The organism is Mycobacterium sp. Soil_C_30 (genome assembly GCF_057656995.1).
On record NZ_JBDGJH010000005.1, the window covers coordinates 1 to 23,552 of the forward strand.

At 65.5% G+C, this 23,552-nt stretch carries 25 protein-coding genes; 14 read left to right on the forward strand and 11 right to left on the reverse strand.

Annotated features, from left to right (window positions below; genetic code table 11):
* The 6 genes from AC3A6P_RS10635 to AC3A6P_RS10660 all read right to left on the reverse strand — a co-directional run.
* The coding region (locus AC3A6P_RS10635) for an ATP-binding cassette domain-containing protein (protein ID WP_487691461.1) at positions 1-293 on the reverse strand (293 nt) is incomplete at its 3' end.
* A gap of 219 nt (positions 294-512) precedes the next feature.
* A complete protein-coding gene (gene rplL / locus AC3A6P_RS10640) occupies positions 513-902 on the reverse strand; it encodes a 50S ribosomal protein L7/L12 (RefSeq protein ID WP_487691462.1) in 390 nt (129 codons plus the stop codon).
* A gap of 58 nt (positions 903-960) precedes the next feature.
* Positions 961-1,560: a 50S ribosomal protein L10 gene (gene rplJ, locus AC3A6P_RS10645; RefSeq protein WP_487691463.1), complete on the reverse strand. Its 600-nt coding sequence runs from the start codon at positions 1,558-1,560 to the stop codon at positions 961-963.
* 481 nt (positions 1,561-2,041) lie between these two features.
* Positions 2,042-2,938 carry an ROK family protein gene (locus tag AC3A6P_RS10650; RefSeq protein WP_487691464.1) on the reverse strand — a complete coding sequence of 299 codons (897 nt, stop codon included), beginning with the start codon at positions 2,936-2,938 and terminating at the stop codon, positions 2,042-2,044.
* A complete protein-coding gene (locus tag AC3A6P_RS10655; protein WP_487691465.1) occupies positions 2,938-3,507 on the reverse strand; it encodes a DUF7158 domain-containing protein in 570 nt (189 codons plus the stop codon). Before AC3A6P_RS10655 ends, AC3A6P_RS10650 begins: the two co-directional genes overlap by 1 nt.
* Before the next feature lie 242 nt (positions 3,508-3,749).
* Positions 3,750-4,544 (reverse strand): endonuclease/exonuclease/phosphatase family protein, encoded by a 795-nt coding sequence (locus AC3A6P_RS10660; RefSeq protein ID WP_487691466.1) that lies wholly within the window; start codon positions 4,542-4,544, stop codon positions 3,750-3,752.
* 38 nt (positions 4,545-4,582) lie between these two features.
* Between AC3A6P_RS10660 and AC3A6P_RS10665 the strand changes: the two genes are divergently transcribed.
* Positions 4,583-5,134, forward strand: coding sequence for a hypothetical protein (locus AC3A6P_RS10665; RefSeq protein WP_487691467.1), 552 nt, complete (start codon positions 4,583-4,585; stop codon positions 5,132-5,134).
* On the opposite strand, the gene AC3A6P_RS10670 is transcribed toward AC3A6P_RS10665, so the two are convergent.
* On the reverse strand, positions 5,117-6,073 hold the full coding sequence (locus AC3A6P_RS10670) for a helix-turn-helix transcriptional regulator (RefSeq protein ID WP_487691468.1): 957 nt from the start codon (positions 6,071-6,073) through the stop codon (positions 5,117-5,119). The genes AC3A6P_RS10665 and AC3A6P_RS10670 overlap by 18 nt on opposite strands.
* 61 nt (positions 6,074-6,134) lie before the next feature.
* On the opposite strand from AC3A6P_RS10670, the gene AC3A6P_RS10675 reads away from it, so the two are divergent.
* From AC3A6P_RS10675 to AC3A6P_RS10685, 3 genes are read left to right on the forward strand one after another with little or no spacing between them, the layout of a single operon-like run.
* Positions 6,135-6,674, forward strand: coding sequence for a DinB family protein (locus tag AC3A6P_RS10675; RefSeq protein ID WP_487691469.1), 540 nt, complete (start codon positions 6,135-6,137; stop codon positions 6,672-6,674).
* A 9-nt stretch (positions 6,675-6,683) separates the two neighbouring features.
* Positions 6,684-7,241: a DinB family protein gene (locus AC3A6P_RS10680; RefSeq protein WP_487691915.1), complete on the forward strand. Its 558-nt coding sequence runs from the start codon at positions 6,684-6,686 to the stop codon at positions 7,239-7,241.
* A gap of 3 nt (positions 7,242-7,244) precedes the next feature.
* On the forward strand, positions 7,245-7,850 hold the full coding sequence (locus tag AC3A6P_RS10685) for a DinB family protein (RefSeq protein ID WP_487691470.1): 606 nt from the start codon (positions 7,245-7,247) through the stop codon (positions 7,848-7,850).
* Positions 7,851-8,214: 364 nt separating this feature from the next.
* On the opposite strand, the gene AC3A6P_RS10690 is transcribed toward AC3A6P_RS10685, so the two are convergent.
* Both AC3A6P_RS10690 and AC3A6P_RS10695 read right to left on the reverse strand, forming a co-directional pair.
* Positions 8,215-8,535 (reverse strand): hypothetical protein, encoded by a 321-nt coding sequence (locus AC3A6P_RS10690; protein WP_487691471.1) that lies wholly within the window; start codon positions 8,533-8,535, stop codon positions 8,215-8,217.
* A gap of 40 nt (positions 8,536-8,575) precedes the next feature.
* Complete coding sequence (locus AC3A6P_RS10695; protein ID WP_487691472.1) at positions 8,576-9,004, reverse strand: hypothetical protein; 429 nt, start codon at positions 9,002-9,004, stop codon at positions 8,576-8,578.
* A gap of 148 nt (positions 9,005-9,152) precedes the next feature.
* Here AC3A6P_RS10695 and AC3A6P_RS10700 point away from each other — a divergent pair, with 148 nt between their 5' ends.
* From AC3A6P_RS10700 to AC3A6P_RS10740, 9 genes are all read left to right on the forward strand, one after another.
* Positions 9,153-9,611, forward strand: a complete 459-nt coding sequence (locus AC3A6P_RS10700) for a DUF5994 family protein (RefSeq protein WP_487691916.1) — start codon at positions 9,153-9,155, stop codon at positions 9,609-9,611.
* Positions 9,612-9,664: 53 nt separating this feature from the next.
* On the forward strand, positions 9,665-10,681 hold the full coding sequence (locus tag AC3A6P_RS10705) for a zinc-binding metallopeptidase family protein (protein ID WP_487691473.1): 1,017 nt from the start codon (positions 9,665-9,667) through the stop codon (positions 10,679-10,681).
* Positions 10,682-10,790: 109 nt separating this feature from the next.
* Entirely contained in the window at positions 10,791-12,947 is a 2,157-nt protein-coding gene (gene glgX, locus AC3A6P_RS10710; protein ID WP_487691917.1) for a glycogen debranching protein GlgX, read from the forward strand.
* Between the two features lie 203 nt (positions 12,948-13,150).
* Positions 13,151-14,509 carry an ABC1 kinase family protein gene (locus AC3A6P_RS10715; RefSeq protein WP_487691474.1) on the forward strand — a complete coding sequence of 453 codons (1,359 nt, stop codon included), beginning with the start codon at positions 13,151-13,153 and terminating at the stop codon, positions 14,507-14,509.
* Positions 14,510-15,517 (forward strand): alpha/beta fold hydrolase, encoded by a 1,008-nt coding sequence (locus AC3A6P_RS10720; protein WP_487691475.1) that lies wholly within the window; start codon positions 14,510-14,512, stop codon positions 15,515-15,517.
* Between the two features lie 100 nt (positions 15,518-15,617).
* Complete coding sequence (locus AC3A6P_RS10725; protein ID WP_487691476.1) at positions 15,618-16,484, forward strand: cyclopropane mycolic acid synthase family methyltransferase; 867 nt, start codon at positions 15,618-15,620, stop codon at positions 16,482-16,484.
* 134 nt (positions 16,485-16,618) lie between these two features.
* A complete protein-coding gene (locus AC3A6P_RS10730; protein WP_487691477.1) occupies positions 16,619-17,503 on the forward strand; it encodes a cyclopropane mycolic acid synthase family methyltransferase in 885 nt (294 codons plus the stop codon).
* Between the two features lie 100 nt (positions 17,504-17,603).
* Positions 17,604-18,305: a YciI family protein gene (locus AC3A6P_RS10735; RefSeq protein ID WP_487691478.1), complete on the forward strand. Its 702-nt coding sequence runs from the start codon at positions 17,604-17,606 to the stop codon at positions 18,303-18,305.
* Between the two features lie 6 nt (positions 18,306-18,311).
* On the forward strand, positions 18,312-19,532 hold the full coding sequence (locus tag AC3A6P_RS10740; protein WP_487691479.1) for an RNA polymerase sigma factor: 1,221 nt from the start codon (positions 18,312-18,314) through the stop codon (positions 19,530-19,532).
* Here AC3A6P_RS10740 and AC3A6P_RS10745 read toward each other — a convergent pair.
* Both AC3A6P_RS10745 and AC3A6P_RS10750 read right to left on the reverse strand, forming a co-directional pair.
* Positions 19,526-21,046 carry a sugar transferase gene (locus tag AC3A6P_RS10745; protein ID WP_487691480.1) on the reverse strand — a complete coding sequence of 507 codons (1,521 nt, stop codon included), beginning with the start codon at positions 21,044-21,046 and terminating at the stop codon, positions 19,526-19,528. The genes AC3A6P_RS10740 and AC3A6P_RS10745 overlap by 7 nt on opposite strands.
* Positions 21,047-21,293: 247 nt before the next feature.
* Positions 21,294-21,839, reverse strand: a complete 546-nt coding sequence (locus tag AC3A6P_RS10750) for an arsenate reductase/protein-tyrosine-phosphatase family protein (RefSeq protein ID WP_487691481.1) — start codon at positions 21,837-21,839, stop codon at positions 21,294-21,296.
* 253 nt (positions 21,840-22,092) lie between these two features.
* On the opposite strand from AC3A6P_RS10750, the gene AC3A6P_RS10755 reads away from it, so the two are divergent.
* Complete coding sequence (locus AC3A6P_RS10755) at positions 22,093-23,421, forward strand: UDP-glucose dehydrogenase family protein (protein WP_487691482.1); 1,329 nt, start codon at positions 22,093-22,095, stop codon at positions 23,419-23,421.
* Positions 23,422-23,552: the final 131 nt, after the last annotated feature.

Consider the following 23,552-nt stretch of genomic DNA (forward strand, 5'->3'; position numbering starts at 1 on the left):
AGGTTCATCGACCCGAACAGCGCGCCGTCCTGGAACATGACGCCGAACAGGGTGCGGATCTCGTAGAGCTCTTTGGCCGAGCACTCGATGATGTTGGTGCCGTCGACGATGATCTTGCCGCGCTCGGGACGCAGCAGACCGATCAGCGACTTCAAGAACACCGACTTACCGGTACCGGAGGGGCCCAGGAGCACGCTGACCTCACCCGGGGGCAGGTCGAAGGTCACGTCTTCCCAGATTCGCTGGGAACCGAAGGACTTGGTCAGTCCCTCGACCTGGATACCAATGCCCACGCGAAATCCTTCCGACTGTTCATCACCCCGGCCACCAGCACCCCGCCTGTGGCTTGAGTCACTGTAGCGCACGCCGTAACGGCCTACGCCCTTTGTGTCATTACCTTTATTGACGCAGTTGACGGGCTTGCCGTCGGTGAACCCCGGCGTCGAAGTCACCCTAGACGACAAACCGCCCGGGATCGCGAGGATCCCGGGCGGCTGTTGCAGAGCGTGGAACTACTTGACGGTCACCGAAGCGCCGGCAGCCTCGAGCTTGGCCTTGGCGTCCTCGGCGGCTTCCTTGTTGACCTTCTCGAGCAGCGGCTTGGGGGCGCTGTCGACCAGATCCTTGGCCTCCTTGAGGCCCAGGCCGGAGACGATCTCGCGGACGACCTTGATGACGCCGATCTTCTTGTCGCCGGCACCCTCGAGGATGACGTCGAACTCGGACTGCTCTTCAGCAGCCTCGGCGGGGGCGCCACCGACGGGGCCGGCAGCGGCGACGGCCACGGGGGCAGCCGCGGTGACGTCGAAGGTCTCCTCGAACGCCTTGACGAACTCCGAGAGCTCGAGCAGGGTCAGTTCCTTGAAGGCGTCGAGCAGTTCTTCGGTGCTGAGCTTGGCCATGGTGTGGTCCTTTCCTGATTCCTTGACCGGGTTGTCGATCGAGATGTGGTTCTTGGGGTTATTCGGTTGTCTCGGCAGGAGCCTCGGCGGACTCCTCCGCGGCGGGAGCCTCGTCGGCTGCCGGCGCCGCGGGGGCACCTTCGGCCTCGGTCCGCTTGTCCTGCAACGCCTGAGCCAGGCGGGCGACCTGCGACAGAGGCGCCTGGAACAGCGCCGCGGCCTGGCTGGTCTTCGCCTTCATCGCGCCGGCCATCTTGGCCAGCAGGACCTCGCGCGACTCCAGGTCGGCGATGGCCTGGACCTGCTCGACGGACAGCGGAGCGCCGTCCATGTAGCCGCCCTTGATGACCAGCGCCTTGTGGTCCTTTGCGAAGGCCTTCAGTGCCTTGGCCGCCTCGACCGGCTCGCCCTGGATGAAGGCGATGGCGGTCGGACCGGCGAAGAGCTCGTCGAGGCCCTCGACACCTGCTTCTGCCGCGGCACGCTTGACCAGCGTGTTCTTTGCGACAGAGTAGGTGGCCCCAGCGCCGAGCGAGCGACGCAGTTGGGCCAGGTTGGCCACCGTCAGACCGCGGAACTCGGTGACGACGGTGGCAGTCGAGGCCTTGAACTGCTCGGTGATCTCTGCAACGGCGGTGGCCTTGTCAGCCTTGGCCATGCATGCCTCCTCGGTGTGTCTAGCTGCTTACGTTCTGCCACCGAGGCCTGAAACGACGAACGCCCCGACGCAGGATGCGGCCGGGGCGTGAATAATCCAGGTTTTGACGCTGGTACCTCGTCCTCCTGCGTGGGCCGCCGGGATGTTCCCGGACCTTCAACCGATTGCTCGGTGGCCGACGGTCTTCGGTGGATCGTCGACCAGAGTAGCGTGCCGGTGCCCGATCAGCCAAAACGGCGCGACAAGCGCGGTCCCTGACCCTCTATAACCCGCCCCGGGTGCTATCGCGAACTGCAGCTGAGGGCTGCTTTCCGACACCCCGCACCACTCATGCGCAACCATCAGCTACATCGACAGGCCGTGTTTCCGCCAAACCAGCCACCTCGCCGCAGCACATGGCCGCAACAGCGATCACAAACACAAGAACCGACCACCCACAGCTGCGTTTCGCCGTAGTCCCGCAGCAGAGACATGACAGCACCTAAGACCGCAGCAGCGCCGCCGCACCCACCAGCCCGGCGTCAGCGCCCAGCACAGCGGGCACCACCTGCATCCCGGCCAGAAAGTCGAGCCGGGCATAACTGGCCACCGCTTCGCGCAGCGGGTCGAACAGAACGGGGCCCGCGTCGGCCACGCCCCCGCCGATCACCGCCAGATCGAGATCGCACACCGCGCCCACCGAGGCGATCATCGCCCCCAGCGCGTCGGCCGCTCGTTGGAACGCACGCAGTGCCACCCCCTCGCCGATGCGAGCCGCCTCGGCCAGCTCTCGAGCTCCGGCCGAAGGCGGTGCGTCCCAACCCAGTTCACGCGCCCACTGCGCCATCCGGGGTCCGCCCGCTATCGCTTCGACGCAGCCCCGCGCGCCGCATGAGCACAGCGGCCCACCGGGTTCGACGACAACGTGCCCGACGTGTCCGGCGTTGCCGGTGCGGCCGAAGTACGGCTTCCCGTCGAGCACCAGCCCGCCGCCCACCCCGGTGGAGATCACCATGCCCAGCACGAATGACGCCCCGCGGCCGGCCCCGCGCCAATGCTCGCCGAGCGTCATGCACACGCCGTCACCCGCCAGCCGAACGGGCTTGCCGGGAAGCGCAGCGGCCACGCGGTCGCGCAGCGGGAACTTCGACCATGCCGGGATGTTGATGGGGCTGACGGTTCCCGAGGGCAGATCGACGGGCCCGGCCGCGGCGATGCCCACCCCGGCGACATCGCTGTGCGCCGCGATCAACCCAGCGACCACGGCCCACACCGCTTCGGGATCACTGCTGCGCGGGGTGGGCTCGGTGCGTGCGGACACCAGGTTGCCGTCGTCGTCGACGAGGCCGGCGGCGATCTTGGTTCCACCGATGTCGAGGGCGAGCGTCAGGTCGGCCATCAGCGGCGACGGGCGCGGTGGTAGCCGGGGTTGGAATGAGCCAGCTCGGCGCTGCGGGTCTCGAGCCACTGCCGGAAGGCGCGGCGGCGTGCGGAGCCGCGCAGATGGGCCGCGATGGCCGGGCGGACGGCGTCCAGGGACGGCGTGCCACCCCGCAGGAGCGCCACCGTCGACGCGAACCGCCGGGGGTTGCGCTCGTGGTAGGCAGCGACTTCCATCTCGCTGACGTCGACGTCCTCGGTGACGTACCAGAACACCGCCCGCGCCATCGGGTCGGCCAGCGCCGCGGCGGCCAGGCTGCCGATCTCGAACCGGGCGGTGCCGTCGGGCAGCACGTCGGCCAGCGACGGGGCGTGGTCGACGGTGACGCCCAACCGGGCCGCTTCGGAGCGCAGCACCCGTTCAGTGATGATCAGTTGACTCAGCCAGCTCCGAAGCTGACGCCATTGCGCCGTCCCTACCAGCGGCAATGCCGCTCCGGGCGTGCAGGCACGGAACTGCGCCTCGCGCGCGTCGACGTCCTCGATCGATACCGGGACGGCGACCGTGTGCTGAATTGGCCGTGCCATGGCTTCAAGCTTGTCGGCGCGGTCGGCCAAAGCCATCGCCTGTTCACCGATCGTGCCCAAGAGTTCATTGGGCTGTGACCAGGATCCGGCCTCGCATGACAGGCCCCGCGCCCCCTGCTGTGCCACAGTGGAGTCATTGTGAGAAACCGAATCATCACCCGAAATCACAGTGGTGCGCGTGACCTACTGTCGTTGGGATTCGAGGCACACCGCAGCGCGCTGCTGTTGAAATTGCGGTGGCATCACTCGCGAGAGTCGAGGCGCGAGACCGTATCCGCGAACACGTCGACCACCAGTGGCCGGTGGTCGGAGACGGACAGCAGGGGCGCCGAGGACTGACCGGCCTGCAGTGTCGGGTCGTCGGTGAGGATGTGGTCCAGCTGGCGGGTCGGCGCCTGCGCGGGGAAGGTGTTGGCCACCGCCAGCGGCCGGAACCGTGACGTGCGCGCCACCGCGGGCGGCGTCATGTTCAGATCGCCCATCAGCACGCGCGGCCCCGGGAAGCCCCGCACGTCGCGGACCAGGTGGCGCAGCTGCGCGCGGTTCCAGGCCGGCACGAACGACAGGTGGGTGTTGGCCACCGTCAGCGGCCCGATCGGGGTTTCGAAACGCGCCACCATCGCCGCCCGGGGTTCTTCGTTGACCACCAGCACTTTTCCGGGCTCGTGCAGGTACATCGGGAACCGGAACGGGATGCGCGGCAGTCGCAGCACCTGCCACGTCACCGCGGGATACCGCGACAGCAGCGCGATGCCGTAGGCCGCCGTTCCGGGCTGCTCGGTGCCGGTGGCGGCCATCCACGTCGCACCCGGTGTGCCGGAGATCGCCGCGACGAACCGGTGACTCACCGCGCCCATGGCCTCGGCGGCCACCGCCGTCAGGTCGGCCATCGACGAGCGGGTTTGCGCCAGGTCCACCTCTTGCAGGGCCAGGATGTCGGCGTCGAGCTCTTTGATGCTGTCGACCAGCCGGTCCAGCTCCACCGCGCCGTCGTGCACGCTTCTTCCGTGCAGGATGTTGAATGTCGCGATCCGCATGGGGTATTAGGTACCCACCCAAGACCGAGGAGCACCATATGCTCGAACGCAATGACGACCTGCGCGATGCGCTCAAACGCGCCGCGTCGGCCTTCAAGGCGCACGGGCCGGACTTCGCCCTGGCCGGAAGTTATGCACTGTGGGTGCACGGCGGCCCGGAACCGGTGCACGACGTCGACTTCGTGGTGGCCGAGCAGGACGTCGAGACCGCGGCTCTCACCTTGGAGAAGGTGGGGTTCAACATCGAACGCACCCCTGAAGACTGGTTGTTCAAGGCCTGCGTCAAGGACGACTTCGTGATCGACGTGCTGCACCGGCTCAACGGTGTGGAGGTCACCGCCGACACCATCGCCCAGGCCGAGGAGCTCGATGTCCTGGCCATCAGGATGCCGGTGATCCCGCCCACCCAGGTGGTCACCGAGAAATTGTTGTCCCTCAACGAACATCACTGCGACTTCGCCAAGTTCCTGCCCAGTGTGCGCGCCGTCCGCGAGGCCGTCGACTGGGATTACGTCCGTGCCACCACCGCCGGGCACCCGTTCGCCGAGACGTTCCTGTTCCTCACCGACAAGCTAGCCATCACCAGCTGAGGCGCTGAGCCGCCGCGCCATGGTGCGCGCTCCTTCGATCACCTCCGGCGGCCCCAGGATCTCGAAGTCCTCGCCGACCATCGCCAGGAACAGCGTGATCTTCTCGGGGTCGTCGCCCCCGGCCGTCACCAGGCAGGCGTCGGGCCCGTCGGCTTCGACGGTTGCCGAGGCCGGTGAGAAATGTTGTTCCACAACCTCTTTCGAGCAGAAGAAGCGCACCTGCGCGACGTACGGGTACGGGTTGCTGCTGATCGCCCGGCTGACGTAGGTGGCTGCGTCCGGCGCCTCCCGCGGGGTGAACGTGGTGCCGCGGGCGCGCACCTCAGCCATCCGGTCCAGCCGCAGTGTGCGCCAGTCCTGCCGGTCGCGGTCCCAGGCCAGCAGGTACCACCGCCGGCCGGTGGTCACCAGCTGGTAGGGCTCGAGCCGTCGCTGGGTCTGGTTGCCGCGGATGTCGGTGTAGGTGGCGTCGACGTGTTCGTGGTCGCGGCAGGCGCGGGCCAGCGCCATCAGTGCGTCCGGCTCGACCGGGGTGTCGGTTCCGGAGGTCAGCGTCACCGTCGTCTCGTGCACGGCCGACACCTGCGATCGCAGCCGGGCCGGCATCACCTGATCCAGCTTGGACAGGGCCCGCAACGCCGACTCCCCCACACCGGCGACACTGCCCCCGGCCGCCAAGCGCAGGCAGACGGCCATCGCCACGGCCTCGTCGGGGTCCAGCAGCAGCGGCGGCAGCGCGGCCCCGGCGCCCAGTTGATAACCGCCGCCGTGTCCGGTGCTGGCGTGCACGGGATAGCCGAGTTCGCGCAACCGGTCGATATCACGGCGCACGCTACGGCCGGTGACCCCGAGCCGTTCGGCCAGCTCCTCGCCGGTCCACACTCGGCGGGCCTGCAGCAGGCCGAGCAGTTGCAGCACGCGACCGGTTGTTTCGGACATGCCAAGAGTCTGCCGCACTTCTAGGACCGAAACTGTCCTAAATGCCTGCGACGCTGTAGTCATGACAGCCCGAAGCCTCACCGACGAACTGGTGTTCCAACTGGACCTCCACTGGCAGAACGCGCTGCGGCCCCGCCTGGACGGTCTGACCGACGACGAGTATTTCTTCGAGCCGGTGCCTGACTGCTGGACGTTGCGACGCAACGCCGCCCGAATGGTTCCAGACTTCTCGTATCCGCCGCCGCGGCCCGAGCCGTTCACCACCATCGCGTGGCGGATGGCGCATCTGATCGTCGGTGTGCTCGCCGCACGCACGCACAGTCACTTCGGCGGTCCGCCGGCCGACTATTACAGCTGGGAGTACGCCCTCGACGCCGACACCGCGCTGCGCCAGTTCGACGACGCCTACCGCGGCTGGATCGACGGAGTGCGCAACCTCGACGACGACGGCCTGGCCCGCCCCGTCGGTGCGGCCGAAGGCGAGTGGGCGGCCGAACCCATGACCACGCTGATCCTGCACATCAACCGCGAGGTGATCCATCACGGAGCTGAGATCGCTTGTATCCGTGATCTTTACGCTCACACGTCGAAGGAGTCTTGATCCATGACCATGCCCGCACCGGTGGCCGATGAGCGTGCCGGCCTGCGTGAGTACCTCACGGCGCAGCATCAGGCCTTCCGGATCGTCACCGTCGGCCTCACCGATGAGCAGGCCCGCTCCACCCCGTCGGCCAGCGCCCTGTCCCTCGGCGGTCTGCTCAAACACCTCACCCAGGTCCAGCGCGGCTGGATGGCGCGGGTGTCCGCGGCACCCGAACTCACCGTCGCCGACCGGCGTCCCGTCGACGAACAGGGTGCCGAGTTCCACCAGGGTTTCGCCATGACTGATGGCGACACGCTCGCCCAGCTGCTGTCCGCCTTCGACGACAGCTGCGCCGAGGCCGTCCGGCTGGTGGAGACCGCGGACCTGGACATCACCGTGCCGGTACCGCCGGACGTTCCGTGGTTCCCCCAGGACGGATCCAGCTGGACGGTCCGCTACGCATTCTTCAAACTCATCGAAGAGCTGACCCGGCATGCCGGACATGCCGACATCATCCGCGAAACCATCGACGGCGCAACCCTTTACGAATTAGTGTCCGCTTATCACACCTCGAAGGAGAACTGACCCATGGCCGCCATGCCCCCACCCATCGCCGACGAACGCGCCGGGCTGCTGGAGTACCTCAAGGCCCAGCACTACGCCTTCCACGCCATCGCCTTCGGCCTCACTGATGAGCAAGCCCGGCAGAAGCCGACGGTCAGCGCCCTGTCCATCGGCGCGATCATCAAGCACGTCACCAGTTGCCAGCGCGGCTGGATGCAACGGGCGGCGTCGGCTCCGGAGCTGGCGCCGGCGGACACGCGGTCCATGGAAGAGCAGTCCGCTGAGTACGAGAGCCAGTTCGTCATGCGTGACGACGAGACGTTGGCCGGGATACTCGCCGATTTCGACGCCGGCAACGAGGAGGCGTTGCGGTTGATTCAGACCGTCGATCTGGGCGCTGCGGTGCCCGTTCCCCACGACGTGCCGTGGTTCCCGAAGGACGTCTCAGCGTGGTCGGTGCGGTGGGTGCTGTTCCACATGATCGAGGAGCTGGCGCGCCATGCCGGTCAAGCCGACATCATCCGCGAAAGCATCGATGGCGCAACGCTGTACGAGCTGCTGGCCGGGCTCGAAGACTGGGAGCCGACACCGTGGCTGACGCCGTGGGGCAAGGAGCCGGTGAGCGGCTGAGCACCGCATCCCGACTTGCCCGCGTCTGTGCGACAACCTTGCGACAAACCAGTTCTGTCGCACAGACGCGGGCAACTCGACTCTCGCCCCAGCCGGGTGCGGTACGGGGTAACCCGCCCCGGGGGAACGCGAATTCGCCCGCCGACATGGGAACGCCGGCAATACGTCCCGCGAGCCGACTTCCAACACATCCCACCAACGCACCGATCCGCCGCCTCCGATCCAGCGCGCGGATGCGCCATCCGCCGGAAGTCACCACCCCAAATGCCCGCGTCTGTGCGACAACCTTGCGACAAACCAGTTCTGTCGCACAGACGCGGGCAACTCGACTATCGCCCCGAAGAGCGCCGGAACGCACTACGAACTACGCCGCGCGCCCGTCGCGCCCTGACAACGCAGCGACTTTCGCGCGCAACGCCAACACTCGCTGGTCGATCCGATATTCGGTGGCGCGTGGCATTTCTCCCGGGCCGTAGCGCCCGCGGCCGCGTCGGATCACTCGGCCTATCTTGACGTCCGTTCGCAGCGCGTCGGACACCGTTTTCGACGGCCGGCCTCTGATCGAAAATCCTTGGTGGGCCAGGGACTCGACGAGTTCTTCCACGGAAACGACCCCGTGGTCGTAGATGTGAGTAACCAGTAGGTAGCGCAGGTCGGTGCAGCGCAACGGTACGAGCGGGTCCATCTCCAGACCATGGCACCCGTCACCGACAAAGCCGGCGAGGTCAGTGGCAGGCCGACCTGGTGGCCATCATCTCGAGGTAGGCGGAGGTCATCTCCGTCATGTCGAACCCGATGTCAAGGTCGGCCCTCGGGTGCACTCCGCCGGGGGCCGACTCCAGGACAGCTTCCCGGTGCTCACGGGGCACGGCGTCGGCCCGGCACTCGATGAGCGCTGCGCGCACCTCGGGTGCCAGGTCCTGCCACCAGTCGTCGAGCCGGTGCCTTTCGTCCTCGAGCAGGTTTGCTTCGGCGCTGCGCAGCAGCCACCGCCGCGGGTACTGCACGGTCTCGTCGTGACGGGCCGAATCGACATGGGGACGGATTTCTTCGGCTACCCCGTCGGGGAGATACCCGTGCGGGTCCGCCAACAGGGCAGCTTGCTGACCGAGATCGAGCCGGTGGAACCATGACAGTGTTCGATCTCTACGCATACATCCAGGCTACGCATGAGCGCTCATTCGCTTGCCGGCCGTGATTCAGCGTAGGCTGGACTTGTCGGCGGTACTTCGCACACGGTCCATTCGAGCCGTGTCATCGCTGATCACCGGCCATCTGGTGGCCGCAGATAGGAGCGTCACCATGACGCCACAACAGACACGCAGCGACACCCAAGACCATGCCGCACCCGAACGCCGACCGCGGTTACGGCTGAAACCAAAAGCCCCACAAAGCGGTTTCGTCGACGGCGCATGGTGGCCTCATACCGATGACCTGGCCGCGGAACTGCCGGACCTGCTGTCGGTTCTGTCGGTTCGCCTGGGCCGTATCAGTCGAGTGTTGTACAACCTGGACACCTGGCCTCCGGTGCCCAAGAAGATGGTTTTCGACGGGAACGTCGTGCGGCTCGGTGGATATCACCGGCAGCCGCTGAACACCGTCGAAGCTCTCGGGCTTCATGGTGGCCGAATCGTTCTACTGGTGGTACCGCCGAACACCGACGCGGGCGCCGCCCACAACACCATGATGGCCGCCGCGCAGCCCGAAGACAGGACCACCACCGAAGGACTGCTCGCAGTCAAGTCGCCGGTTCCTGCCTGACCCGTCGCATCGGCGCACCCACCTCGACCGCTCAACCCGAACGGAGCTCGCCGATGCGCGACTTCATCTGTCCGCGCTGCGGCCAGCACCTGGCTTTCGAGAACTCGCTGTGCCTGTCCTGCGGCAGTCGCCTGGCCTTCTCCCTCGAGCAGCGCACGATGGTGGTGATCGCCGACGCTGGTCCGTCCGCCGCCAGCTGCGCGAACGTCGACGTCGCCGGATGCAACTGGCTGGTTCACACCGTCGGCGGCGTCACACCACTCTGCGCGTCCTGCCGGTTGACTCGCACCCGGCCCAGCGATTCCGATCCGGCGGGCATGGTGCAATTCGCGACCGCGGAACGCGCCAAACGACGCCTGATCGCCGAACTGGCCGAGCTGAAACTGCCGATCGTCAGCCGCCAGGAGGACCCCGACTTCGGGCTGGCCTTCGACCTGCTGTCCAGCACCCATGAGCAGGTGCTCACGGGACACGAAAACGGTGTCATTACATTGGATCTGGCGGAGGTCGACGACGCCTACCGCGAGCAGCTGCGCATCACGATGGACGAGCCGTATCGCACCTTGCTGGGCCATTTCCGGCACGAGACGGGCCACTACTACTTCCACCGCCTGGTCGGAGCATCGGCGTCACAGTCCGCGCGGTTCCGTGAGCTGTTCGGCGATCCGGACGCCGACTACCAAGCCGCACTCGATCGTCACTACACCGGGGACACAGTGCAGGCATGGCGGGACAATTATGTCTCGGCCTACGCCGCCATGCACCCGGCCGAGGACTGGGCCGAAACCTTCGCCCATTACCTGCACATCCGCGAAACCCTGGACACCGCGGCGGCATTCGGGTTGGCGCCGGCCAATGCCACGTTCGATCACAAGCCTTTGGGCGCCAGCGCTTTCGACACGATCATCGGCATGTGGCTACCGCTGGCTTGGTCGCTGAACATGGTGAACCGCTCGATGGGCCGCGACGACCTCTACCCGTTCGTGCTGCCCACCCCGGTGTTGCAGAAGATGCGCTTCATCCACACCGCCATCGAGGAATTGTCCCGCGCCGTCGACCACGCCGCCTGAACTCGCACCGGCAGGGGTTGGACGCCGACAAGGAGGGGTACTAATCACCACCACCATCAGCACAGCCCCGGGGGCCCACATGGTCGCTACCAACTCTTCGGCCCATGAGATGGCCCATGGCAAGGCCCCTGAGACAGCACCCGAATTCCTCGAGGCCGAGATCTGGGCAGGCAAGGCGTACCCGCTGGGTGCCACGTACAGCGGGTCCGGCACCAACTTCGCGCTGTTCAGTGAAGTCGCCGAGCGGGTCGAGTTGTGCCTGTTCGATGTCGACGGCACCGAGACCAGGCTGGAACTACCCGAGGTCGACGGCTTCGTGTGGCATGGGTTTGTGCCCAGCATCGAGCCCGGGCAGCGGTACGGCTACCGGGTGCACGGCCCCTTCGACCCGGCCCGCGGGCACCGCTGCAACCCCAACAAACTGCTCACCGATCCCTACGCCAAAGCAGTCGACGGCACCTTCCAGTGGGATCAGTCGCTCTTCGGTTACAACCTGGGCGACCCGGACAGCCGCAATGACGACGATTCCGCGGCGAGCATGCCGAAGGCGGTGGTGCTCAATCCCTATTTCGACTGGGCCAACGACCGCCCGCCCGGCCATCACTACGCCGACAGCGTCATCTACGAAGCCCACGTCAAGGGGCTGACTCAGACTCACCCCGGCATTCCCCCACGCGACCGCGGCACCTACGCCGGTATCGCGCACCCGGTGATCATCGATCACCTCAAAGCCCTGGGCGTCACCGCCATCGAGCTCATGCCGGTGCATCACTTCGCCAACGACTCCACCTTGATCGACAAGGGTCTGTCGAACTACTGGGGTTACAACACCATCGGATTCTTCGCCCCCGACCCGAAATACAGCAAGAGTTCCACTCCGTGCGGGCAGGTGCAGGAGTTCAAGGCCATGGTGCGCACACTGCACGAGGCGGGTATCGAGGTGATCCTCGACGTGGTCTACAACCACACCGCCGAGGGTGATCACCTGGGCCCCACCGTGTCGATGCGCGGTATCGACAACGCCGCCTACTACCGCCTCACCGACCACGACAAGCGCTATTACACCGACTACACCGGCACCGGTAACACCCTCAACGTCGGGCATCCGCACTCCCTGCAGCTGATCATGGATTCGTTGCGGTACTGGGTCACCGAGATGCACGTCGACGGTTTCCGGTTCGATCTGGCCTCGACGCTCGCGCGCGAGTTCTACGACGTGGACAAGCTGGCGACGTTCTTCGAACTCGTGCAACAGGATCCGGTGGTGAGCCAGGTGAAGCTGATCGCCGAACCCTGGGATGTCGGGCCCGGCGGTTACCAGGTCGGCGGCTTTCCCCCGCAGTGGACCGAATGGAACGGCAAATACCGGGACACCGTGCGCGATTTCTGGCGCGGTGAGGCAGACGGCATCGGCGAGTTCGCCTCGCGGCTCACCGGCTCGGCGGATCTGTACGCGAACACCGCCCGCCGCCCGGTGGCCTCCATCAACTTCGTCACCTGTCATGACGGCTTCACGTTGCGAGACCTGGTGTCCTACAACGAGAAATACAACAAGGCCAACGGCGAGGACAACAACGACGGCGAACGCCACAACCGGTCGTGGAACTGCGGCGTCGAAGGACCGGCCGAGGATCCCGAGGTCAATGCGCTGCGCGCCCGGCAGCAACGCAATTTCATCGCCACCACGTTGCTCTCCCAGGGCGTGCCCATGCTGTGCCACGGCGACGAACTCGGCCGCACGCAGGGCGGCAACAACAACGGTTATTGCCATGACAACGAGATCACCTGGATCGACTGGGCGGCCGCCGACACCGACCTCTTGGAGTTCACCCGCTCGGTGTCGGCGCTGCGGGCCGCGCATCCGATCTTTCGCCGGCGCCGGTTTTTCACGGGCCTACCGGTGAAACATCGCGGTGTCGAAGGTCGGTCCGACATCTCCTGGTTCAGCCCGGACGGGTCGGAGATGACCGACGAGACCTGGGGTTCAGGGTCGGGCCGAGCGGTCGCCGTCTACTTCAACGGCCACGGGATCTCGGGCCATGACGACCGCGGCCGCCCCGTCACCGACGACTCGTTCCTCCTGTGCTTCAACGCTCATCACGAGGACATTGAATTCACCCTTCCCGCGGGCGATTTCGCGCCGGCGTGGACACCGGTGATCGATACCGCGGCCCCGCACGGGCCGCTCGACGCCCAGCCCGTCGTGGCGGGTGCGGTCGTGTCGGTCAAAAGTCGCTCGGTGGTGGCGCTGCAAGCCGTGCCTTGACGGTCCCGCCGCCCCCGAACCGCGATCCGGGCCAGATCTGGCAGCAGGCGTGACCACACTCACGCACCCCGAGACCGTCACCGAGAAATGCCCGTCTACCAGGGCCGACAACAGCCGGCCACGCCGCGAACCGGCGACACAGGCAAAGCCCATAGCACAGCTTCGTTTGGGCTCACACCAGAGGATTTGAGACACTGCAAGACATGAGTTCAACCAAACACCGCGAGGTGGCCAAACTCGACCGGGTGCCATTGCCCGCCGAGGCCGCCCGGATCGGCGTGACGGGTTGGCAGCTCACCCGCACCACCGCCCGCGTCGCCGCCAAACTCCGCGCCCGTGGCCCGTGGCAGTCGAAGGTCATCAAGGAGATCCCGCAGACCTTCGCCGACCTGGGGCCCACCTACGTCAAATTCGGCCAGATCATCGCCTCCAGCCCCGGCGCCTTCGGTGAGCCGCTGAGCCGGGAGTTCCGCACCTTGCTGGACTCCGTGCCGCCGGCCGACCCCGAAGAAGTGCACAAGCTGTTCATCGAAGAGCTCGGCGACGAGCCCGCGAAGCTGTTCAAGCACTTCGAGGAGAAGCCGTTCGCCAGCGCGTCCATCGCGCAGGTGCACTTCGCGACCCTGCATTCGGGTGAGGAAGTGGTGGTCAAGATCCAGCGGCCCGGTATCCGCCGGCGAGTGGCCGCCGACCTGCAGATCCTCAAGCGGTTCGCCCAGCTGGTCGAGGTCGCCAAGCTCGGCCGCCGGCTGTCCGCCCAGGACGTCGTCGCCGACTTCGCCGACAACCTGGCCGAGGAGCTCGATTTCCGGCTCGAGGCACAGTCCATGGAGGCGTGGGTCAGTCACCTGCATGCCTCCCCTCTGGGCAAGAACATCAAGGTGCCCGACGTGCACTGGGACTTCACCAGCGAACGCGTCCTGACCATGGAACGTGTCTCTGGTGTGCGCATCGATGACGTGAAGGCCGTCCGCGAGATGGGCCATGACGGCACCGAACTCGTCAAGGCTCTGCTGTTCTCCACCTTCGAGGGCGGCCTTAGACACGGCCTGTTCCACGGCGACCTGCACGCCGGCAACCTGCTGGTCAATGAGCAGGGCCAGGTGGTGTTCCTCGACTTCGGCATCATGGGCCGCATCGACCCGCGTACCCGCTGGCTGCTGCGCGAGCTCATCCACGCCCTGATCGTCAAGAAGGACCACGCCGCCGCGGGCAAGATCGTGGTGCTGCTCGGCGCGGTGGGCACGGTCAAGCCCGAAGCCCAGGCCGCCAAGGACCTGAAGGCGTTCGCCGAGCCGCTGACGCTGAAGTCGCTCGGCGACATGTCGTATGCCGACATCGGCAAGCAGCTCGGCGCGCTGGCGGAAGCCTATGACGTCAAGCTGCCGCGTGAGCTGGTGCTGATCGGCAAGCAGTTCCTCTACGTCGAGCGCTATATGAAGCTGCTGGCGCCGCGCTGGCAGATGATGAGCGATCCGCAGTTCTCCGGCTACTTCGCCAACTTCATGGTGGAGGTCAGCCGCGAACATCGCGCGGATCTGGACACCCCGGAGAAGGTGTAAGTGGACATCCGGAAGGGATACGCCAAGTCCAAGTCCAAGTCCAACGCCGGGCCTCTTACTCGCGGAAAAACGCCGCTCGACGAACCCGGCGGGTCCGGCGAGCTGGACATCTACTTCGAAGATCTGGGCGACGAGAACGATCCCGCTGTCCTGCTGATCATGGGCCTGGGTGCGCAGCTGCTGCTGTGGCGCGACGGGTTCTGCGAGAAGCTGGTCAACCGGGGCCTGCGCGTCATCCGGTTCGACAATCGTGACGTCGGGCTGTCGAGCAAGCTGGACGGCCAGGAAGTCGACACCAACCAGTACGCCAGCATGGCGCGCTCACTGGTGGGCTGGAAGAGCCCGGCGGTGTACACGCTGGAAGACATGGCCGACGACGCCGCGGCTGTGCTGGCTCATCTGGGCATCGAGCAGGCCCACATCGTCGGCGCCAGCATGGGCGGCATGATCGCGCAGGTGTTCGCCGCCCGGCACGCCGGCACCACGCAGAGTCTGGGTGTCATCTTCTCGAGCAACAATCGCGCGGCCCTGCCCCCGCCGGATCCGCGTGCGTTGTTCGCCGTCACCCGGGGTCCGCATCCGAACTCCCCGCGCGAGGTGATCATCGACAACGCGGTCCGCGTCAGCAAGATCATCGGCAGCCCGGGTTATCCGGCGGCCGAAGAGCGGATCCGGGCCGACGCCATCGAGGGGTATGACCGCAGTTTCTACCCGTGGGGCGTCAAGCGCCAGTTCGGCGCCATCCTCGGCAGCGGCAGCCTGTTGCACTATGACCGGCAGATCACGGCGCCGACGGTGGTGATCCACGGCCTGGCCGACAAGCTGATGCGCCCGTCCGGGGGCCGCTCGATTGCGACGACGATCCCGCGGGCGCGGCTGGTGCTGTTCCCCGGTATGGGCCACGAACTGCCCGAACCGCTGTGGGATCAGATCGTCGGCGAACTGTGTGTGACGTTTGCCGAAGGCACGCCGTCGTCGGCTCCGGACGCACTTGACTCTGCCTGTTGAGGTTCTCGCGGTAGAGTCCGAACCGGCATCGGGGTGGTTGTTGGTTTCGGGGGAAACGAGATGACCGGCCTCTGGGACTACCAGAAGGACGCACGTCAGTATGGCGAGAAAACTGAAACCGCACTTCGAAGACGTGCAGGCGCACTACGACCTGTCCGATGAGTTCTTTGCGCTCTTCTTGGACCCGTCGCGCACCTACAGCTGCGCGTACTTCGAGAAGGATGACTACACCCTCGAGCAGGCGCAGCAGGCCAAGGTCGATCTGGCGCTGGGCAAGCTGGGCCTGCAGCCGGGCATGACGTTGCTCGACGTCGGCTGCGGCTGGGGCGCCACCATGATGCGTGCCGTCGAGAAGTACGACGTCAACGTCATCGGCCTGACTCTGAGCAAGAACCAGAAGGAGCGGGTGGAGGAGGTCTTCGCCGCGTCGGACAGCCCGCGCACCAAGGAGGTGCGTCTGGAGGGGTGGGAGGACTTCAACCAGCCCGTCGACCGCATCGTCTCGATCGGCGCCTTCGAGCACTTCGGCCGCGACCGCTGGGACGACTTCTTCGCCAAGGCCTACGAGGTGCTGCCCGACGACGGTGTGATGCTGCTGCACACCATCACCGCGTTGACCATTCCGCAGATGGCCGAGCGGAAGATCCCGCTGACGTTCTCGGTCGCGCGGTTCATCAAGTTCATCCTCACCGAGATCTTCCCCGGCGGGTACCTGCCCACCATCGAGCTGGCCGAGGAGCACGCGCAGAAGGCCGGGTTCACGCTCACCCGCACGCAGTCGCTGCAGCCGCACTACGCCCGCACGCTCGACTGCTGGGCCGCCGCGCTCGAGACGCACAAAGACGAGGCCATCGCCATCCAGTCGCAAGAGGTGTACGACCGTTACATGCACTACCTGACCGGTTGCGCAGACGCGTTCCGCAAGGGCTACACCGATGTCTGCCAGTTCACGCTGGAGAAGAAGTAACGGCGTTTCGAGGTTCCGGACTGGGCTACAGCAGCGTGTCCCGTCGTTCGGTTTCAGGACCACTAGAGGTAGGGTGCCAGCAACGCAAGGGGCGACCTCGTGCTGCGCACCATCAGGAAGGGCGAGTAAGACAGATGGCTGATCAGACTTCGGGTACCGCGGATTTGCAGCCGCATTTCGAGGACATCCAGGCGCATTACGACCTGTCCGATGACTTCTTCGGGGTGTTCCAGGATCCGACGCGCAAATACAGCTGCGGATTTTTCACCGGCCCCAATTGCACACTGTCCGAAGCGCAGATCGCCAACGTCGACCAGCACCTGGACCGGCTGGAGCTGAAGCCGGGGATGACGCTGTTGGAGGTCGGGTGCGGCTGGGGTCTGACCCTGCAGCGCGCCATGGAGAAGTATAACGTCAACGTCATCGGCCTGACCCTGAGCAAGAACCAACAGGCTTACTGCAACAAGCTGCTCAGCGACGTCAACTCCGAGCGCACCTTCGACGTGCGCCTCGAGGGCTGGGAGCAGTTCTCCGGCTCCGTCGACCGCATCGTCTCCATCGAGGCCTTCGAGCACTTCGGGTTCGAGCGCTACGACGCCTTCTTCAAGACCTGTTTCGACAGCCTGCCCTCCGGCGGTCGCATGACCATCCAGAGCAGCTGCGGGTACCACCCCAACGACCTGATGGCGCGCGGTAAGAAGTTGACCTTCGAGCTGGCGCGGTTCGCGAAGTTCATCGGCGAGGTCATCTTCCCCGGTGGTCGCATCCCGACCACGCAGATGATGGTGGAGCACGGCGAGAAGGCCGGGTTCACCGTGCCCGAGACGCTGTCGCTGCGCAATCACTACATCAAGACGCTCGGAATCTGGGCCGCCCGCCTGGAGCAGCACAAGGACGAGGCCATTGCGGCCGCCGGTGAACAGTCCTACAACGACTACATGCGTTACCTCACCGGGTGTCAGTACTACTTCGTCGACGAGGCGCTGGACGTCAGCCTCGTGACGTATGTAAAGCCCTAAGAGCTTTTTCGGCTCGGCTGTCGGATCGCTGCATCGTCGTTCGTCCTTCAGGTAGAGAGTGGACACACCGGTTTCCGCTCACTGACGAGGACGGACGACGATGCACTATTTCGTACTGCTGCTGGGCCCGCAGACCACTGAAGGCGGAGAAGCCGCCCAACAGGCGCTCATCGCCGAATACACCGAGTTGGACACCCGCATCGCGTACGCGATTCGCGGGGGCGACGCGCTGGCCGACGCCGCGGAGGCGGTGCGCATCACCGGTGGGCCCGCCAACCCGGTGATCACCGACGGGCCTTTCGCCGAAGGCGCCGAGGTGGCGGGCGGTTTCTACGTACTGGAAGCCGACAACCTCGACGACGTTCTGGAGTTGGCCCGGCAGATGCCGGCATGCCGGGACGGGGCGGTCGAGGTGTGGCCGATGGTCGCGTGGGAGGCGCCGACGGAGCAGGTGGGCGCGGATTGGCTGGCGCTACTGCTCGAACCTCCCGGCCAGGTGTGCGGACCCGCCGACGAGGAGCAATGGGCCAACGGCCTGTGCGAGCACCAGGCGTTCGGCAAGGCCGCTGGTGATCACATTCTCGGTGGCGCTCCCCTGCATCCACCGTCGACGGCCACCACCGTGAAGGTTCGCGACGGTCAGACCCTCTTCACCGACGGTCCGTATGCCGAAGGCGCCGAGGTGGCCAACGGGTTCTATCTGCTGCGGGCCGCCGACAGAGACGAGGCCGTCAAGATCGCGTCGATGATTCCCGCTTCGGCGGTCGAGGTCCGGCAACTCATGGGTTGGGCGGTCGCGTAGAACGCTGTGTCAGACCTGGACGGCGTCTTCCGGCGCGAATGGGGTTCCGCAGTGGCGGCGTTGGCGCGCTGGTGCGGCGATCTCACCGTGGCCGAGGACGCCGTTCAGGAAGCCTGCGCCGAGGCACTGCGCACGTGGGGCCGTGACGGTGTGCCGGACAACCCGCGCGGTTGGCTGGTCACGGTGGGCCGCAACCGTGCGCTGGATCGCCTGCGGCGCGAATCTGCGCGTCCGGGAAAGGAATTGGCTGCCGTGGCCGATGGCATGCTGGTCCGCGCCTCCGGCAGTGAACCGCACCCGGTGCGCGACGATGAGCTGCGGATGATGTTCACCTGCGCACATCCCGCGTTGGAGCGCTCTTCGCAGTTGGCGCTGACGCTGCGCCTGGTGTCGGGGTTGACGGTCGCCGAGATCGCCCGTGCGTTGCTGATCAGCGAGGCCGCCGTCGGTCAGCGAATCACGCGCGCCAAGAACAAGATTCGGCACGCCAACATCCCGCTGCGGGTGCCGCCGGCGGAGCTGCTGCCGCAGCGGATGCCGCATGTGCTGTCGTGTGTGTATTCGGTGTTCACCGAGGGCTATTGGTCCACCGGCGGCCCGTCGGCCATCCGCGATGAACTGTGCGACGAGGGCATCCGGCTGTCCGGTGAGTTGTGTGCATTGATGCCGGCCGACCGGGAATCTCACGCTCTGGCTGCGCTTGTGCTGCTGCACGATTCGCGACGCGGCACCCGGGTGGACGCCACCGGCGCATTGGTTCCCCTGGATGAGCAGGACCGCCGGCGGTGGAATCAATCCAAAATCGCGCGTGGGCTGGAGCGGCTGCGAAGGGCGCAGGGCTCGTCCGGGCCGTATCTCCCCCAGGCGGTCATCGCCGCCGTGCATGCCTGCTCCCCCAGTTGGGAGCAAACCGACTGGGCCACCATCTGCGCGGCGTATGACCGGTTGTCGACGATGACGGACTCGCCGGTGGTGCGGGCCAACCGTGCGCTGGCGGTCGGCTTCCTTCGTGGTGCAGCAGCCGGGTTGGCCGAGTTGGAGAAGGTCGCCCATGATCCGCGTCTGGCCCGGTCGAACCTGGTGCCGTCGGTGCGTGCCGATCTGCTTCGGCGCGCCGGACGGCACGCCGAAGCAGGGCACTGGTATCGAGTTGCCTTGGATTACAACAGCTCAGAGCCCGGCAGGGCGTTTCTGCGGCGCCGGATCGCGGAGTGCGGGGCTCAGTAGGCGCCGGAGCTGGAGAAGACGGCGCGGACCGTCTTCACCGCGATCACCATGTCGGAGATCATGGTCCAGTTCTCGACGTAGAACATGTCGAGGCGAACCGAGTCCTCCCAGGAGAGGTCGGAGCGTCCGCTGACCTGCCAGAGGCCGGTGATACCCGGCTTCACCAGCAGGCGCTTCTTGGCGTAGTCATCGTAGGTCTTCACTTCGCGTGCCAGCGGAGGACGCGGACCGACGACGCTCATATCGCGCTTGAGCACGTTGATGAACTGTGGCAGTTCGTCGATGCTGAACTTGCGCAGAATGCGGCCGACGGTGGTGACGCGGGGGTCTTCCTTGATCTTGAACAGCACCCCGCCCTCGCTCTCGTTCTGCGAGGCCAGCTTGTCGATCATCTTGTCCGCATCGACCACCATGGTGCGGAACTTGATCATCTCGAACGGTTTGCCGTCGATACCGATGCGCTCGGAGAGGTAGAACACCGGGCCGCGGCTGGTGAGCTTGATCGCGATGGCGACGGCGATCAGGATCGGCGAGGCGAAAAGTAGCACTGCGCTGGAGAACACGACGTCGAAGAAGCGCTTCTCGAACCGCTTCGCGCCGTGGTACTGCGGCTTCTCGACATGGATGAGCGGCAGGCCGGCGACCGGGCGCATCTGCAGCCGCGGCACCGCAACGTCGACGACGCCCGGCGAGACCAGCAGGTCGATGTTGTGCTTCTCGAGCTCCCAGGACAGGTCACGGATGCCGCGGCCGTCGAGACGCTCGGTGGCCGTCACAGCTACCGCCTGGCAATCCGTCGCCGCCACGGCGGCCGGAATATTGGTCTCGTCACCGAAGGTGCGGATGGTGCCCACGCCCGGGACGTCGATGTATTTGCGTTGTTCCGGGCCCGCAATGCACGCGCCGACGACGCGGTACTCCGTACCTGGTTCGCGTGCAAGCGCTTTGGTGAAATCGCGAACGGCTGGGGCATTGCCCACAACCAGAACCCGGGTCAGGCAATGGCCGTCTTGGCGGGCCTTGACGATCTGGCGGCGGGCCAGCCAACGGAACAGCGCCAGAATCAGAATGCCGGTGGGCAACGCGATCATCAGATATCCGCGTGCGATCTCGAGCTTGAAGAGCATCGAGATAACGGCGACAGAACCGAACGTCGACAGCGTCGCGAGGACTACGCGGCGGTACTCCTCAGCACCGGAGCCGATGATGCGCGGTGAGCGAGAACGGTTGATGGACAACGCCAGCATCCAGGCGGCGGCGATGACGATGGAGACGGTGGTGTAGTTCGAATACTGGAAGGTGTGCTCGGTGGCCGGAAGTTCCCCGCCTGACAACTCACCGAATCGCAACCACTGCGCAAGTCCGATTGCCAAAATAACGCCGACGAGGTCGACCACCACGAGTCGCTGGGCATAACTCCGCTGCCAGCCCGGGACCTGGGAGGGCCTACGCGGAAAGCCATTTGGGGATTCGGAGTTTGCTAGGTTGCCTAGCCGCTCATGTACCGCCGTCATCGATCCCCCCACATAATCGCCCCCTTGGGCTGCAACTTTAACTCACCGACCACGCGATTCTCAAGGTCAGCTCAGCCTTCGCTCAGAAAACTAGCACGCCCGGGCCTACCGGCTCTCGATTGCGCGGTGAAAATTCACCCTTGCGTAACTTTGCAGGCCTCAAACAACAGCTACACGAATGGCCGCACTGCCTGAAAGCGGTTTCCACCGCGCAGCACCAGTTCTCGCAGCAAGCTCGCCGCGGTGGTCAAACAGGCATCGAAGAACGCCGAACTAGCTCGAGGATCGGGGGTAAGAAATCGGCTATCTGCGAGCCCACCGCGTCGAAAACCCTGGCTTCTTGGCCGATCGGGTCCGGCACATCGGCCAACGCCTGCGTGGCCAGTTGCGGCCGTAGCAGAGCCAGGTCCGCAATAGTTTCCGCTTCTGGATGCGCCGCGATGTGCGCAGCCTCGGACATCGTGAAGGTTCGTCGCAGTAGCCGAGGCGCGAGTCCAAGCACTTTGTCGCGGTGCGCACGAGTCATTGCCAGCACAAGATCGGCCTGGGAGGCGACCTTGGCTGTTAGTTGCCTCGCGACAAAGCCGGCGGGATCACCACCTAGCTCCTCCAGTACACGCGCGGCCTGCTCGTGCATGGGATGCGCAATCACAGCCCGTGTCCCCGCGCTAGACGAAATGAGGTTGGGAATGCCGAGCTGGGCGGCATGCGCTGCGGCCAGCCGCTCTCCGATCGGAGAACGACAAATGTTCCCGGTGCAGACAAAAAGAATGTGCAGAACGATCGCCTCCATCGTTATTCGGCCACATCCGATAGACCTTAGTTCAGAGTTCCTTCGCGGCTGCCTACGCGCGAGAAGCTCGCAGATGCCGCTAGCAGCGTCCTTAGATGGGTGAGGCGAGCGCGACCGGCCGCACGGGTAGCGAGTGTGGTGAGATTGGTGAATGCTGGTCCGGTCGTAAACACGACTCAGGGCGGCAAACGCGATGACACTCTGATGCGCTGGTATCGGGTGCGCTAATGGGGAACTAAGTGGGGGAAGTCAAATGGGTTGTCGGATAGCGGTTTTCGGAACCGGCTACTTGGGTGCGACACACGCTGCGTGCATGGCCGAGCTGGGACATGATGTGATTGGCGTCGATGTCGACCCCGTGAAGCTCGCGAAGCTAGCCGCAGGGGAAGTCCCCTTTTACGAGCCGGGGCTCGACGGGGTGCTCAAAGCAAACGTCGATGCGGGCCGCCTTCGCTTCACCTCGTCCTATGAAGAGGCTGCCGAGTTCGCCGACGTGCACTTCATCGGTGTGGCCACGCCGCAGAAACGCGGCGAATTCGCTGCTGACGTCACGTACGTTGACACTGTCGCAACAACTCTGGCGCCGCTCATAACTCGGCCGTCTGTCATCTTCGGCAAGTCGACAGTGCCTGTCGGTACGGCAGCCCGCGTCGGCGAGATCGTACGGCGCTTAGCGCCCGTCGGCGATGCCGCAGAAGTGGCTTGGAACCCGGAGTTTCTTCGAGAAGGGTTCGCGGTACAAGACACCCTCCATCCGGACCGGATCGTGCTCGGCGTGGACAGTGGCCGCAAAGGCCGCGCAGAAGAAGTTGCGAGAGAGGTGTACGGCAGCATACTGGCTGAGGGCGTTCCATTCCTGGTCACTGATCGTGAGACCGCGGAACTAGTCAAGACTGCCGCCAACGCGTTCCTGGCAACGAAGATCTCGTTCATCAACGCCATGGCGGAAGTGTGTGAGGCTGCCGGGGCCGACGTCACTGAGTTGGCCGACGCAATCGGGTACGACGCGAGGATCGGTCGGCGTTTCCTCAACGCAGGGATCGGGTTCGGGGGCGGCTGCCTACCGAAAGACATTCGTGCATTCATGGCGCGTGCGGGTGAACTTGGCGCCAACCAAGCGCTGACATTTCTCCGCGAGGTGGACAGCATCAACATGAGACGCCGCGCGAAGCTGATGGAGATGACCAGAGATATCGTGGGCGGATCCCTCATCGGGGCAAGGGTCGCTGTGCTTGGCGCCGCTTTCAAACCCGATTCAGATGACATTAGGGACTCGCCGGCGCTGAATATCGCTGGCCAGATTCAGCTGCAGGGCGCTTCGGTCTCTGTTTACGACCCGAAAGCAATCGATAACTGCCGCAAGCTGTTTCCGACGTTGGACTACGCAACTAGCGTAAAAGAAGCTTGCCGCGACGCAGATGTCACACTCGTGCTCACAGAGTGGGAGGAATTTCGGAAACTCGAGCCACAAGACCTGGACGGGATCGTACGTTCTAAGCGCATCATCGACGGACGAAACTGTCTCGATCAGGCAAAGTGGAGGGTCTCGGGCTGGACGTACAAAGGTATGGGCACGCGTTAGCGTGCACGACCTTTACTCCAGCAGGAGAACAGGGCCTGGCACGCTCGCAACCCGAGAGCCGCGTTCGGATTCGGTCACGCTGCCGCGTTCTACGCGTGCCGGCTCGTAACCGGGCGTTGCCCGGGCAGGTT

Coding starts and splice junctions, on each gene's coding strand:
- AC3A6P_RS10755 (WP_487691482.1), top strand. CDS start 22,093: ATGGGTTGTCGGATAGCGGTTTTCGGAACCGGCTACTTGGGTGCGACA.
- rplL (WP_487691462.1), bottom strand. CDS start 902: ATGGCCAAGCTCAGCACCGAAGAACTGCTCGACGCCTTCAAGGAACTG.
- AC3A6P_RS10685 (WP_487691470.1), top strand. CDS start 7,245: ATGGCCGCCATGCCCCCACCCATCGCCGACGAACGCGCCGGGCTGCTG.
- glgX (WP_487691917.1), top strand. CDS start 10,791: ATGGCCCATGGCAAGGCCCCTGAGACAGCACCCGAATTCCTCGAGGCC.
- AC3A6P_RS10670 (WP_487691468.1), bottom strand. CDS start 6,073: ATGTCCGAAACAACCGGTCGCGTGCTGCAACTGCTCGGCCTGCTGCAG.
- AC3A6P_RS10700 (WP_487691916.1), top strand. CDS start 9,153: ATGACGCCACAACAGACACGCAGCGACACCCAAGACCATGCCGCACCC.
- AC3A6P_RS10690 (WP_487691471.1), bottom strand. CDS start 8,535: ATGGACCCGCTCGTACCGTTGCGCTGCACCGACCTGCGCTACCTACTG.
- AC3A6P_RS10655 (WP_487691465.1), bottom strand. CDS start 3,507: ATGGCACGGCCAATTCAGCACACGGTCGCCGTCCCGGTATCGATCGAG.
- AC3A6P_RS10650 (WP_487691464.1), bottom strand. CDS start 2,938: ATGGCCGACCTGACGCTCGCCCTCGACATCGGTGGAACCAAGATCGCC.
- AC3A6P_RS10680 (WP_487691915.1), top strand. CDS start 6,684: ATGCCCGCACCGGTGGCCGATGAGCGTGCCGGCCTGCGTGAGTACCTC.
- AC3A6P_RS10745 (WP_487691480.1), bottom strand. CDS start 21,046: ATGACGGCGGTACATGAGCGGCTAGGCAACCTAGCAAACTCCGAATCC.
- AC3A6P_RS10665 (WP_487691467.1), top strand. CDS start 4,583: ATGCTCGAACGCAATGACGACCTGCGCGATGCGCTCAAACGCGCCGCG.
- AC3A6P_RS10735 (WP_487691478.1), top strand. CDS start 17,604: ATGCACTATTTCGTACTGCTGCTGGGCCCGCAGACCACTGAAGGCGGA.
- AC3A6P_RS10705 (WP_487691473.1), top strand. CDS start 9,665: ATGCGCGACTTCATCTGTCCGCGCTGCGGCCAGCACCTGGCTTTCGAG.
- AC3A6P_RS10715 (WP_487691474.1), top strand. CDS start 13,151: ATGAGTTCAACCAAACACCGCGAGGTGGCCAAACTCGACCGGGTGCCA.
- AC3A6P_RS10730 (WP_487691477.1), top strand. CDS start 16,619: ATGGCTGATCAGACTTCGGGTACCGCGGATTTGCAGCCGCATTTCGAG.
- AC3A6P_RS10695 (WP_487691472.1), bottom strand. CDS start 9,004: ATGCGTAGAGATCGAACACTGTCATGGTTCCACCGGCTCGATCTCGGT.
- AC3A6P_RS10750 (WP_487691481.1), bottom strand. CDS start 21,839: ATGGAGGCGATCGTTCTGCACATTCTTTTTGTCTGCACCGGGAACATT.
- AC3A6P_RS10725 (WP_487691476.1), top strand. CDS start 15,618: ATGGCGAGAAAACTGAAACCGCACTTCGAAGACGTGCAGGCGCACTAC.
- AC3A6P_RS10675 (WP_487691469.1), top strand. CDS start 6,135: ATGACAGCCCGAAGCCTCACCGACGAACTGGTGTTCCAACTGGACCTC.
- AC3A6P_RS10660 (WP_487691466.1), bottom strand. CDS start 4,544: ATGCGGATCGCGACATTCAACATCCTGCACGGAAGAAGCGTGCACGAC.
- rplJ (WP_487691463.1), bottom strand. CDS start 1,560: ATGGCCAAGGCTGACAAGGCCACCGCCGTTGCAGAGATCACCGAGCAG.